The 13,003-nt window shown below is 54.1% G+C and carries 13 protein-coding genes; 6 read left to right on the top strand and 7 right to left on the bottom strand.

Translation table 11 applies throughout. The features are described from left to right. Positions 1 to 44: 44 nt before the first annotated feature. On the top strand, positions 45 to 635 hold the full coding sequence (locus M9H61_RS07000; RefSeq protein ID WP_250284131.1) for a histidine phosphatase family protein: 591 nt from the start codon (positions 45 to 47) through the stop codon (positions 633 to 635). Positions 636 to 637: 2 nt separating this feature from the next. After that, the gene (locus M9H61_RS06995; RefSeq protein ID WP_250285033.1) at positions 638 to 1,132 is read left to right on the top strand and encodes a polynucleotide kinase; all 495 of its coding nucleotides are present in this window, start codon (positions 638 to 640) and stop codon (positions 1,130 to 1,132) included. Between the two features lie 200 nt (positions 1,133 to 1,332). Here the strand turns inward: M9H61_RS06995 and M9H61_RS06990 are convergent, their stop codons facing one another. From M9H61_RS06990 to M9H61_RS06965, 6 genes are all read right to left on the bottom strand, one after another. Continuing rightward, positions 1,333 to 2,151, bottom strand: a complete 819-nt coding sequence (locus tag M9H61_RS06990) for a DUF3800 domain-containing protein (RefSeq protein ID WP_250284129.1) — start codon at positions 2,149 to 2,151, stop codon at positions 1,333 to 1,335. Positions 2,152 to 2,202: 51 nt separating this feature from the next. Beyond that, entirely contained in the window at positions 2,203 to 2,655 is a 453-nt protein-coding gene (msrB, locus tag M9H61_RS06985; protein WP_250284128.1) for a peptide-methionine (R)-S-oxide reductase MsrB, read from the bottom strand. 123 nt (positions 2,656 to 2,778) lie between these two features. Beyond that, positions 2,779 to 3,264: a thermonuclease family protein gene (locus M9H61_RS06980; RefSeq protein WP_250284126.1), complete on the bottom strand. Its 486-nt coding sequence runs from the start codon at positions 3,262 to 3,264 to the stop codon at positions 2,779 to 2,781. Between the two features lie 10 nt (positions 3,265 to 3,274). After that, positions 3,275 to 3,829 (bottom strand): AAA family ATPase, encoded by a 555-nt coding sequence (locus M9H61_RS06975; RefSeq protein WP_068518656.1) that lies wholly within the window; start codon positions 3,827 to 3,829, stop codon positions 3,275 to 3,277. Between the two features lie 226 nt (positions 3,830 to 4,055). Beyond that, the gene (locus M9H61_RS06970) at positions 4,056 to 5,102 is read right to left on the bottom strand and encodes a hypothetical protein (RefSeq protein ID WP_250284123.1); all 1,047 of its coding nucleotides are present in this window, start codon (positions 5,100 to 5,102) and stop codon (positions 4,056 to 4,058) included. Between the two features lie 131 nt (positions 5,103 to 5,233). After that, on the bottom strand, positions 5,234 to 6,220 hold the full coding sequence (locus M9H61_RS06965) for a LysR family transcriptional regulator (RefSeq protein WP_068518654.1): 987 nt from the start codon (positions 6,218 to 6,220) through the stop codon (positions 5,234 to 5,236). Between the two features lie 231 nt (positions 6,221 to 6,451). On the opposite strand from M9H61_RS06965, the gene chvE reads away from it, so the two are divergent. The 4 genes from chvE (at position 6,452) to araD (ending at position 12,375) form a co-directional block, all read left to right on the top strand. Next, positions 6,452 to 7,531: a multiple monosaccharide ABC transporter substrate-binding protein gene (gene chvE / locus M9H61_RS06960; RefSeq protein WP_068518653.1), complete on the top strand. Its 1,080-nt coding sequence runs from the start codon at positions 6,452 to 6,454 to the stop codon at positions 7,529 to 7,531. 223 nt (positions 7,532 to 7,754) lie between these two features. Beyond that, positions 7,755 to 9,278, top strand: a complete 1,524-nt coding sequence (gene mmsA / locus M9H61_RS06955; RefSeq protein WP_068518652.1) for a multiple monosaccharide ABC transporter ATP-binding protein — start codon at positions 7,755 to 7,757, stop codon at positions 9,276 to 9,278. Between the two features lie 10 nt (positions 9,279 to 9,288). After that, complete coding sequence (gene mmsB / locus M9H61_RS06950; RefSeq protein WP_250284122.1) at positions 9,289 to 10,473, top strand: multiple monosaccharide ABC transporter permease; 1,185 nt, start codon at positions 9,289 to 9,291, stop codon at positions 10,471 to 10,473. 153 nt (positions 10,474 to 10,626) lie between these two features. Continuing rightward, the gene (gene araD / locus M9H61_RS06945) at positions 10,627 to 12,375 is read left to right on the top strand and encodes an L-arabinonate dehydratase (RefSeq protein WP_068518650.1); all 1,749 of its coding nucleotides are present in this window, start codon (positions 10,627 to 10,629) and stop codon (positions 12,373 to 12,375) included. Between the two features lie 73 nt (positions 12,376 to 12,448). On the opposite strand, the gene M9H61_RS06940 is transcribed toward araD, so the two are convergent. Beyond that, a complete protein-coding gene (locus tag M9H61_RS06940; RefSeq protein ID WP_250284120.1) occupies positions 12,449 to 12,997 on the bottom strand; it encodes a hypothetical protein in 549 nt (182 codons plus the stop codon). Positions 12,998 to 13,003: the final 6 nt, after the last annotated feature.

The raw sequence follows: 13,003 nt of genomic DNA, 5'->3' as shown, positions 1-13,003 counted from the left end.
TGGGTTGCGATCCATTTCGACGTTCAAACGGGTGATGCCTGACCATGATTTATGCTGCTGAAAAGTTCGATTTTCCGAAATTGCCGTTTGTGTTCATCCGGCACGGAGAAACCGATGCCAACCGCGCAGGGATCATTGCCGGATCGAATGAACCGCCGCTCAATGAAACCGGCCGCGAACAGGCCCTTGCCATTGCACCATTGATGGCACAGGCAAGCTGGCGCGCAGTTTATGTCAGCCCGCAAGACCGCGCACGCACAACCGCCAACCTTGTTCTGCCTGATTACGAGGCCAGGGTGCTTGACGGTTTGCGTGAACGTCATTGGGGCGATCTTGAAGGTCGCCCGATTGCCGAGCTGTGCCCGCGCTTTGACACCCCGCCCAATGGCGAAGGATTTGATGCCATGTGTCAGCGCGTTTCATTTGCCATGCAACAGGCACTGGCCGAAGTCAGCGACGAGCTCACGGTGATTGTTGCCCATTCCGGGGTGGCGCGCTGCATTCTTTACATGACCGGGTTTGAGGCCGACGGGCCGCGTGTGCCCAATGCCACCCCGATCCTGTTCCGTCCGGTCAAGTCCGGATGGGAATATGAAAATCTGACCGAAACCCTGATCAAGGAGATCTCCGCGTGAATATGGCACAGGCCGATGCGCACCAAACCCGCCCGAATTCAGATGATCTGCGCGATGCGGTGGTGTTTGACATGGATGGAACACTGGCGCATTTCGATGCCGATGAATTGGGGCATCTGGTTCATGGTGTGGAAAAACAGTGGGATGCGTTTTTTGATGCAATGGACCATGCTAAACCGATTGAAAATATCGAACGGCTGTTGCGCATTCTTCATGCTTCCGGGCATGCGATCGTAATCTGTTCTGGCCGCCCGGCGGGCTGGCAACACCGGTCCGAAGCCTGGCTTCGTGCCCATAATATCCCGTTTGACGGCATGTATCTGCGCCCCATCGATGCCGATCACCGCAGTGATGAGGAGGTCAAGGAAGATCTTCTGGCCCAAATCATTGCCGATGGGTTCAACCCGTGGCTGGTGGTGGATGATCGCAGGCGCGTTGTTGATAAATGGCGCGATATGGGCCTGACCTGTTTGCAATGCGCACCGGGTGATTTTTGAAAATCAGTATCTAATTCGACAATCAAAGTCGGCAAGAAGTTCTCTTTTTGGTTGTCGGTTTGATGAATATACAGTCTGCAGTGGTTGCAATTACAAATAAAATTTGTTAACTTGAAGATGACAGGCACGCGCCGGATTTTCCCCAAGTTGCCGACAGGCAGCAGCATTCAGAGCAATGTGGAACAGGGGCCGGGGGCCTGTCATTTTTTTGTTAGGTCGTTGATAAATGCTGTTTGATCTGCGTTTAGCCCACATTGATGAAGTTTCGGAATCAGTGTTAGGCCGCAGTTCAGTGTTCCATGACTGTCTGTGAGATATCTATTTTTCAGTAGCAGACTGTATCGTGGTTCGGTGTAGCCATAATAGTTTGGTTCAAGTGCTGCATATGTCGCACTAGTGACTACATCGGCTATCTGCAGCCCTGCTCGTTTTGAGTGGTTTTCAACAGATATATTGTCAGGCGATAATACTGACCAATTAATTGATCTTATCGGCCGTATGATTTCTTTTCCGTCACGCATGAGGGTTAGATATTCCTTCATGCTCTGATAGTCGGTGCCGCTTCGTCTGGAAAACGTTACGTGCAACTCGGCTCCATTTCTTCCCGACCGTTCTGAAAAATTGCTGCAAGCAGAGGTTACTCTCTCAAGCAAAAATCGGACAAGGTAATTGTATAGATGCCCTTTCTGCTTAAAGACTTCTTTCTTGGGGCTGTCGAGGATTGTTTCTTTCTTCGAGGCAATTACACAAATGCCTAAACGTTTTTTTGATAGGAAGTCACAGGCAAGAATCTTTTGTTCGTGTTGTAACTCACGAAAATGAAGTTCTTTTTTTCTTTTGCTGGGGAACTGTTCGCAAATTTCATTCCGCCAAGCAGGTAGTAAGACGTCATTCTCTTTGCGAACAACAGCGGCCCCGAGGCAAAGCCATCGTGATTGCCCTGAAGAACCTGGAGAGCGGAGTTTACCGAAACCTTCATCTCCAGCTTCGTCAATATATGCATGGAAAACTTCTTTCATGCATATATTTGAAGCAACTAATTGGAGATAAAGTCAAGTTTGGTTTTATGTTTAGTTGTTGTCGGTAGAGAACAGATGGCGGTAATCGCCATATCCTTCGGCCTCAAGATCATCCACGGTGACAAAGCGCAACGATGCCGAATTGATGCAATATCGCAATCCGCCACGATCACGTGGCCCATCGGGGAAGACATGACCCAGATGGCTGTCGCCATGTTTTGACCGGACTTCGATGCGGCGCATGCCGTGGGTATTGTCTTCGCGCGCGACGATATGGTCGCTTTCGACCGGTTTCACAAAACTGGGCCAGCCACAGCCGCTATCGAACTTGTCGTGCGATGTGAAAAGCGGTTCGCCCGATACGATATCGACATAAAGCCCGTCTTCCTTGTGATCCCAGAAATCATTGCGAAACGGCGGTTCGGTGCCGTTTTCCTGTGTCACGTGATATTGTTCCGGGGACAGATCGGCAATCGCATCCGGGTCTTTGTGATATTTGCTCATATTCGGTCACTTCACATCTTTGGTCGTCGGAGTGTTTGATTTGTTGTCCCCAAAGATGGTCGGATTATCGCGATTGTCCAGTGGCTTCACACCAATGTGACGGTCTGACAGGCCAAATTAGACTTAGCCCTGACACCATGGCTGGCGTTTGGTTTTGCCGTCATAGGGGCGGGCAAATCCGTTATCGATCAGTTCAAGATCAAGCGGGCTGCCATCAATGCGGACCGATGCCACCACGCGCCCGCCATAGCGTCCCCATTCCGGTTCGCAAAATTCAACGGCCTTGGCGGTTTTCAGGCGCTTGCGCGCATAATCGCGGGCCTGCTGGGCCAATTGTTTTTCACTTTCGCATTTGCCGCGAATTTCGGGCGTATCAACCCCGCGCACGCGCACCGACATATTGGCAATTTCGCCCGGAAGACCCGGAATGGCGACATAGATGGTGTCACCGTCATAGGCAAATTCGCCGCGATATTCCCGCAAAGGCCAGTCATAGCACGCAGCCTGTGCCATTGGTGCGAGCAGGGTGGTTGCGATCATCGCGGTCATGCCGATGATAGCATGGATGTGGTTGATCTTCAGGGCAGGGCGAAGGCGGGATTTGGTCATCAGATATCGCTTAGAGTTTCAGTCGGGACAGAATTTGGGCGGCGCGCTGTTGAACCGGGCCTTTACGAATTTCGATCAGTTCATGACCGCATTCGATATAGGCCTGGCACAGGCGGACATATGTTTTGACGCTTCTGGCGAAGTCCTGTGTCCGGATTTCGTCGGTATGATAAATTTCCGACCATGGCGGCAGGACAAAGACACAGCGCCGATAGCGATACATCTTGATCGTCCGCATCAGGGCCGCATCATCGGGCAGTTTTGCCAGCCGGCGATGGGCCAGAATATCGGGAAGTGCGCCGTCACAGAAAACGGTGCGCGGGTGGCATTCCATGCCGTTCTGCCAGGCGCGAATGGCCCGCCGGGTCATCAATCCGGCAAAGGCATCATCATCTTCGCCGGGCACGGCATTGCCGCCGCGTTCGCGCTGTTCGGCAATCAGCGGGCGCGCCACATCAGGGCAGATATCATAGCCCTGTGCATGAAGATATTCGATCAGGGTGGACTTGCCAGAACCGGGGCCCCCGGTAATGACAACAAGGTTGGACGTTATAGGCGTTTGCATTCGTGTTTGTCTCCGCGAGCAGGCCTTTTGGTCATGCTTTGCGGCGAGGTGATGGCAATATTGTTGTTGGTTTTTGATCCGCACAGGAGCCGTGCGGAATGCGCTTTTGACGGCGTTGGGGATGCTTGTCAACGCCAAAGGAAAAGCGTCGATCTTTCAATGAATTAGGGGTGGGGAAAACAATGACGGGTCTTCGGGCAGTCGGCCAGTGCCGCCTTTGAAAAAGTCAGGAGCAGCCTTCGACCAGGGTGATGGCCTCGTTCCCGGCATGGATTGCGGTTACAACCCCGTCTTCGTTGAACTCAAACCGGATGCCCCGTGATTTCGCAGCATCGGTCCACCATGTGACATAGCGCGCATCCGCACCCAGATATTCGTGTTCTTCCTCGACCAGTTCGGCATTGCCAAAGGCGGCATGAACGTCCTCGCGGGTCGATCCCAGTGAAATGCCCTGGGACGTGCGCACAAGACTGGTGGCCACATCATATTCATCGGCATAAAGCGAAACACGCGCAAGCTTGCCATCAAGTACCAGATAGCCAAGCCCCGACGGATCAAGATTGCGCTGAAGGAAGGTGCAATTTTCATCGTCACCGGCAATGAACTGATCAAGTTGCGGGCCAAGGGTCTTGCGCAATGTTGCCTGATCCCAGCCGATTTGCACCGGTCCGTATCCCTGTTCGGACAGGGGCGCCAGACGGGTGGCAATCGCATCTGAAATCACAAGTTCGATTGTTGCCGTATCCTGATCGACGGTGATTTTTGTCGGGGTCACGGTTTGATGCAGATGGATTTGTGACCAGGATGTGCCTTCGGGCCAGTCCTTGGGAAAGGCAAGGTTACTGGTCGGATCAAGACAGAGCTGGCTGGCGTTTGCCAGTATCCCCCGGTGACGGGCGCGAACCGGTGACGGAATTTCCATGCAGATGGTTTGCGGAACATCTTCAAGCCAGGAAACCGGATTTCCCGGCCCGTCGCAGATTTGCGGATCGGGGCGCATTTCACAATAGGACGGAACAATATTGTCCATGACGAAATCAAGCCGCATTGGGCCTTTGCCGACCGAACCGATCACGGCATCAAGTGCATCCTCGCTCGGTTCAAGCCATTGATAGGTGCTGATCGCCCACGCCGTTGTGCCGCGCAAATCCATCAGGGCAAAGGCCGGACCGTCTGATTGCGGCTCCTCATTGCCTGATGCCAGAACCGGCGATGCAGCAAGTGCAGCGCAGATTGCGATCAGGGCCCCGGGATTTCGTGTAATGCGCGGCATCTATGCTTCTCGATCAGAACGTATCTTGTTGTGTGACAGGAGTTTACGCGACTTTGACACATCCGCACAGCCATTAACCACAATCACTGTGTTGATATATCGCGCTGATTGGGGCGGGTGACAATATTGGTTTAACTGTTCGGCTTTTCGATCCGGGCCAGCACATGATCGGAAACAAGCTGGGCAGACGGGGATAACCGGTGGCCGCGGGCCGTGATCAGGCTATAGGGTTTGATTTCGATCATGCCGTCAAATGGCAATTCGGTAATCAGGCCGCCGCTTGAAAGCAGGCTTGTGACTTCTTCGGCCATTGGTGCAATGGCATCCGTATCGGCAAGGGTCGCGAGCGTCACCAGCAATGATGCCGAGTTCAGACTTGAATGGGGCAATGGCAGGTGGCGCGAAATAAACACATCCTCGATCGTGCGACGCATCAGGTTGCCCGGCGGGGGCAATATCCATTCAAATTTGGCAAGCCGGGCCAATGTGATCGGGGTTGTTGCATCCAGTAACGGATGACCGGTCCGCACCATCAGGCGGATTTTCTCGCTTCGGATTTCGCGGATATTGAACTGGCGCGGGTCCATATCTTCGGGGACACGCCCGATGACAAAATCATGATCGCCGGCCAGAAGATCCTTGATCAGCAAATTTGACGGACCAACGCTGACATGGGCTTCCAACAGGGAATTGACCGACTGGACACTGCGAATGGCGGGCACAACCAGATCGACAGCCGCGGCCGTCACCGCCCCGACAAAAACGGTGCCGCCGCCATGTTTGATGTCTTCGATTTCACGTTCGGCTTCGCGGATTTCAATCAGCATGCTGCGCGCACGCCGCGCAAGTGCACGCCCGGCATTGGTCATTTCAATGCCGCGCGGGCTGCGCACGCACAGCCGGGCTTCAAGGATGGTTTCCATTTCCGACAGCAACCGTGATGCCGCGGGCTGGGATGTTTTGAGCATGTCGGCAGCCAGACTGATTTGTCCGGTTTCCTCCATCGCGACGATCATGCGCAGGTGGCTGAGTTTCAGGCCACGCTGAAACAGGTTCCCGGACCTGAAAAGCAGGGATTTGGCAGAACTTAGCGGCTGGTTATTGCGAAACTCGGTCATGATGCGCCCCCTCTGTGCCGGGATTTTAGTATATCAATTTTGATATGCAAGTTTCGAAATTACTTATTTGATTGTTATGTTGAGGGTCTGAATAATGTCGCCGTGTCCTTTGGGAAATGGGATGCATTATCAATTGAAAACAAAGACACGACATATTCGGGCGAAATCTGCCTGGGAAAGTCGGGCACAAAAAAAATGGCTGATATGCTGTGTCTTGTAGGGAGGATAGCAATGAAACGTCTCAGTGCCGTAATGGCAGGGGTCGCCTTTGGCGCGGCCGCAATGATGAGCCCGATGATTTCCGGCGGCTATGCACATGCTGCTGACAAAGGCTATGTCGGGATCGCAATGCCGACCAAATCTTCGGCACGCTGGATTTCTGATGGCAATTCCATGGTCGAACAGTTTGAAGCCGCTGGCTATAAAACCGACCTTCAATATGCCGAAGACGACATTCCGAACCAGCTTTCCCAGATCGAAAACATGATCGTCAAAGGCGTTGATGTTCTGGTGATTGCGGCGATCGACGGTACCACTCTTTCGAATGCGCTGGAAAATGCCAAAGCAGCAGGGATCAAGGTCTTTGCCTATGACCGTCTGATCCGCGAAAGTGCGAATGTCGATTACTATTCCACGTTTGACAACTTCAAGGTCGGCGTTCAGCAGGCAACCTCGCTGGTCGATGGTCTGGCCGCTGCGGGTGAGCCGCCCTATAATGTCGAACTGTTCGGCGGATCGCCCGATGATAACAATGCCTACTTCTTCTATAACGGTGCGATGTCGGTTCTTCAGCCGCTGATCGACAGCGGCGATATCGTGATCAAATCCGGCCAGATGGGCATGGACAAGGTCGGCACCCTGCGCTGGGACGGTGCGGTTGCACAGGCCCGTATGGATAACCTTCTGTCGGCTTATTACACCGATGAACAGATTGATGGCGTTCTGTCGCCCTATGACGGTCTGTCGATCGGTATTCTGTCGTCACTCAAAGGTGTGGGTTACGGTTCGGGCGATATGAAAATGCCGGTCGTTTCCGGTCAGGATGCCGAACTGCCGTCGGTCAAATCGATCCTGGCAGGCGAACAGTATTCCACCATTTTCAAGGATACCCGCGAACTTGCACGTGTGACCGTTTCGATGGTTGATGATGTTCTTGCCGGTCGTGAGCCGACCATCAATGACACCAAAACCTATGACAACGGCGTCAAGGTTGTTCCTTCCTATCTGCTTGAGCCGGTGATGGTCGACAAGTCCAACTGGAAAGAAATCCTGGTTGGTTCGGGCTATTACACCGAAGACGAAGTAAAATAAGTCTGCAAATCTCGGTCGAACCCGGTGTGGTGCCGATGGCATCCCGCCGGGTTCCATCGTCTGAAAGACTGTCTTTGCACGGTGGCCGGGCGGCCGGTTTCAAAGGACGATTGCCCATAAGGCTGACCTTTGAAAGGGCCCGGGATTTTTCCTGAAATCCAGGACAACAAAGACCAAGTAGATAAAGGTGCTGTCAGTCCCGTGACAGCAGTGGGAGGACCGGATGGATACCATCCTGGAAATGAAGAACATCACCAAGACCTTTCCGGGTGTGAAGGCGCTGGATGATGTCAGCATCAAGGTTGAACGTGGTGAAATCCACGCGCTTTGCGGCGAAAACGGCGCGGGCAAATCGACCCTGATGAAGGTTCTGAGCGGGGTTTATCCGCATGGGACCTATGAAGGCGATATTCTTTATGATGGCGGCGTTCAGGCATTCAAGGATATCCGCGACAGCGAAGAGCGCGGCATCATCATCATTCACCAGGAACTGGCACTTGTGCCGTTGCTGTCGATTGCCGAAAACATCTTTCTGGGCAACGAAATTGCCGAAAATGGCGTGGTCAACTGGCCTGCGACCTTTGCGCGCACGGGCGAACTTCTTGCCAAGGTCGGGCTTAAGGAAAATCCGGCAACGCTGGTGACCAATATCGGTGTTGGCAAACAGCAGCTGGTTGAAATTGCCAAGGCGCTGTCCAAGAAGGTCAAGCTTCTGATCCTTGACGAGCCGACCGCCAGCTTGCAGGAAAATGACAGCCAGAAGCTTCTCGACCTGTTGCTGGAATTCAAGGCGCAGGGCATCACATCGATCCTGATTTCGCACAAGCTGAATGAGATCAATCGCGTTGCCGACCGCATCACGATCATTCGCGATGGCAAATCGATTTCAACCCTTGATGCGCGGGCCGGCACCATTACCGAAGACGATATCGTCAAGGACATGGTCGGGCGCGATATGGCGCACCGCTATCCCGAACGGACGCCAAATATCAGCACGGAAAAACTGATGGAGGTCCGCAACTGGTCGGCAACCCATCCGCTGCATCCCGAACGCAAGGTCGTCGATAATGTCAGCATTGACGTTGCAGCAGGCGAGGTTGTCGGGATTGCCGGGCTGATGGGGGCAGGACGCACCGAACTTGCCATGAGCATCTTTGGCAAATCCTATGGCACCGACATTTCGGGCGACGTTCTGATCAAGGGCAAACCTGTTGATGTATCGACCGTTGAAAAGGCGATTGCATCGGGGCTTGCTTATGTGACCGAAGACCGCAAGGAAATGGGTCTTATCCTTGATGAAAGCATCACCACCAACATCACATTGGCCAATCTGGGCGGGGTGTCGGAACGGGGGGTGCTCAATGACGGGGCCGAACGATCCGTTGCCGAGGATTACCGCAAGAAAATCAATATTCGCACGCCGAATGTCGGTCAGAAGGTCGTCAATCTTTCAGGCGGGAACCAGCAGAAGGTCGTTTTGTCAAAATGGCTGTTTGCCGCCCCCGAAGTCCTGATTCTGGACGAACCGACGCGCGGCATCGATGTCGGTGCGAAATACGAAATTTATACGATTATCAACCAGCTGGCAGCCGACGGTAAGGGGGTCATCATGATCTCGTCGGAAATGCCGGAGCTTCTGGGCATGTGCGATCGCATCTATGTGATGAACGAAGGTGAGATCAAAGGGCAGCTTGCAGCAAAGGATGCAAGCCAGGAAGCAATCATGCGCATGATCCTGAAAGCGTGAGGAACGGACAATGACGGATACGGATAACAAATCAATCGGCTACTATTTGCGCACCCATATTCGCGAATATGGAATGGTTGTTGCGCTGGTTGCCATTCTTGCTTTCTTCCAGGTTCTGACCGACGGCATCATGCTCAAACCGGTCAACCTGACCAACCTGTTCCTGCAAAACAGCTATATCATCATCATGGCTGTTGGCATGTTGCTGGTGATTGTCGGCGGGCATATTGACCTTTCGGTCGGATCGGTTGTCGGCTTTGTCGGCGCACTTGCCGCAGTGATGATTGTGAACTGGGACCTGCCGACGGCCTTTGTCATTCCGGCCTGTCTGGTGGTTGGTGCGATCATTGGTGCCGCCCAAGGCTATTGGGTGGCCTATTGGCGCATCCCGTCCTTTATCGTTACGCTTGCCGGGATGCTGGTATTCAAAGGCCTGACACTGGCCCTGCTTGGCGGGGCCTCGGTCGGTCCGTTCCCGTCCGAATTCCAGGCAATGTCTTCGGGCTTCCTGCCTGATATTTTTGACGGGTTTATCGAAGGCCGCTTTAACGTCTTTTCGATGACCATCGGTGTGGTGCTGGCGGCGTTGTTGCCGATCCTTGGTCTGCGTGCACGCGCCAAACAGGCAAAGTTTGCTGCGGTGGATGAACCGATGGCATTCTTTATTGTCAAACACGCGGTTGCGGGTTTGGCCATCCTGTTTGTTACCTATCTGCTGTCGACCTATCGCGGTTTGCCCAACATTCTGATCATCATGGCGCTTCTGATCGCGATTTTCACCTTTATCACCAATTCAACGACCCTGGGGCGTCGCATCTATGCACTGGGTGGCAATGAAAAGGCGGCAAAGCTTTCGGGTATCAATACCAAACGCCTGACCTTCTTTACCTTCGCCAATATGGGCATGCTGGCCGCCCTTGCCGGGCTGGTCTTTGCCGCGCGCCTGAATACGGCAACACCGAAAGCCGGTCTTGCATTCGAGCTTGATGTTATTGCCGCGGTCTTTATTGGTGGCGCGTCAATGTCGGGCGGTGTTGGCAAGGTGATCGGGGCTGTGGTTGGTGCACTGATCATGGGTGTCATGAATAACGGCATGTCGATCATCGGTGTCGGTATTGACTGGCAACAGGTGATCAAGGGTCTGGTGCTTCTCGCCGCTGTGATCTTTGATGTCTACAACAAGAACAAGGCCTAACTATACGATGACGCGGAACGGCATATTTCTGGATCATATCTGCCAGCAAGGCCGGCTGGTTGCCAGAATGTGTCGTTCTTTGTCCCCGATGCGGTTTTCCCGGCCGCATGTTTTCGGACCCGTCTCGATAATAAGTCAAAAAGGAATTCGGGCATGACGAAGTTCAAACCGGCACCATGGCCGCGCGTTTTGCGGTCACAAGAAGGTTGGTTCGGCGGAACCAGCAAGGACAATATCTATCACCGCAGCTGGATGAAGAACCAGGGTCTGCCCTCGGACCTGTTTGATGGTCGCCCGGTCATCGGGATTTGCAATACCTGGTCACAACTGACCCCGTGCAATGCCCATCTGCGCGATCTTGCCGAACGGGTCAAACATGGCATTTACGAAGCAGGCGGCCTGCCGCTTGAATTCCCGGTTTTCTCGGCCGGTGAAAGCACGCTGCGTCCGACGGCAATGATGTTCCGTAACCTTGCGGCCATGGATGTCGAGGAAGCCCTGCGTGGTACGCCACTTGACGGTGTGGTTCTGATGGTTGGCTGTGACAAGACGACGCCGTCGCTTCTGATGGGGGCGGCCAGTGTTGATATCCCGGCGATTGTTGTGACCGGTGGGCCGATGCTGAATGGCAAATGGCGCGGTCAGGATATCGGTTCGGGGACGTCGCTTTGGCAGCTGTCGGAGGACCGCAAGGCCGGCAAGATCAGCACCGAAGACTTCCTTGAAGCTGAAATCGCCATGTCGCGTTCGCCAGGATCGTGCAACACCATGGGCACCGCATCGACCATGGCCAGCATGGCCGAGGCCCTTGGCATGGCGCTTTCGGGGAATGCGGCCATTCCGGCTGTCGACAGCCGCCGCCGCGTGATGGCGCATATCACCGGACGTCGCATCGTTCAGATGGTCAAGGATGATCTGAAACCGTCCGACGTCATGACCAAGGAAGCGTTTGAAAACGCCATTCGTGTCAATGGTGCGATTGGCGGATCAACCAATGCGGTGATCCATTTGCTCGCCATTGCCGGACGTGTCGGCATTGACCTTACCCTTGATGACTGGGATCGCCTTGGCCGTGATATCCCAACCATTGTGAACCTTCAGCCATCGGGCAAATACCTGATGGAGGAATTCTTCTATGCCGGTGGTTTGCCGGTTGTGATCAAGGCCTTGGGCGAGGCGGGGATGCTTCACAATGATGCCCTGACGGTATCGGGCGAAACCATGTGGGATCAGGTCAAGGATGTCCGTAACTGGAACGATGATGTGATCCGCCCGTTTGACAAGGCGCTGACCGAAAGCGGTGGTATTGCCGTGGTCAAGGGCAACCTTGCCCCAAATGGGGCTGTGCTTAAACCGTCCGCGGCAACGCCGGCGCTTCTGACCCATCGTGGGCGTGCCGTGGTGTTTGAGGACATCGATGATTACAAGGCCAAGATCTATGACGAGAACCTTGATATCGATGAAACCTGCGTCATGGTTCTGAAAAATTGCGGCCCCAAAGGGTATCCGGGCATGGCCGAAGTCGGCAATATGGGCCTTCCGCCCAAAGTGCTGCGCAAGGGCATTACCGATATGGTGCGTATCTCTGATGCGCGGATGAGCGGCACGGCCTATGGCACGGTGGTCCTTCATACCTCGCCCGAGGCCGCAGCAGGCGGGCCGCTTGCCGTTGTGCAGAATGGCGACATGATCGAACTTGATGTGCCCAACCGCCGTCTGCATCTTGATATCAGTGACGAAGAACTGGCCAAGCGCCTCAAGGAATGGAAAAACACCATCCCGGTTCCCCAAAGCGGCTATGCATCACTGTATTACAAGTCTGTCATTGGTGCCGACCGCGGTGCCGACTTCGACTTCCTTGTCGGTCATCGTGGCAAGGAAATCCCCAAAGACAGTCACTAGGCATAACGGGGTTCATTTCCCCCGATAATCAAAGCCCGGTCGGCCCAAAGGTCGACCGGGTTTTCTTTTAAGATTACGGCAATGGCCAGATGATGCTGTTGGGCGCTTCACCGTCATGGGTGATCAGGAGCGTGCCGTCGACAAGTTCCCAATCCATGAAATAGGCACCGGTCACATCAATGACGGGGGTGGATTGCTGTGCCGGGGCAATCAGTCGGGCGCGTTGTGAATGTGCGCCTTGATGACACACCAGCAAGAAGGCGGTTGTGTCTTTGATACCGGGTTGCGTCAGGACAAAGATGCCGTCCTGATTGCAATTGTCATCGTCGCCTTCGCACATGAAACAACCAAGTTCTTCGGCAATTTCATCGCCAGTATTCCGGTCGCGAATGAACAGGGTCTGGGTACCCTGACTGGTGCGAAGTTCCCATTGGTAACGGGTGTGGGCGACCGTGACAGTTTGATCCGGAACTTGCCCCTGGCGACTGGATGCCCCATCCAGCACAAGTCCGTCCGTGTCCGCGTTTCCCTGATCAGCCTTCAGGGCAAGTGCGGCCGGGGAAAAAGCCAACACCGCACAGATCAGCAGACAGAAACGCCCGACGCGCTGGAATGAATGCATGGGGGA

It is taken from the genome of Thalassospira sp. GO-4 (assembly GCF_023588965.1).
GTDB classification, from domain to species: Bacteria; Pseudomonadota; Alphaproteobacteria; order Rhodospirillales; family Thalassospiraceae; genus Thalassospira; species Thalassospira povalilytica.
This window is presented reverse-complemented; position numbering and strand designations above follow the sequence as displayed.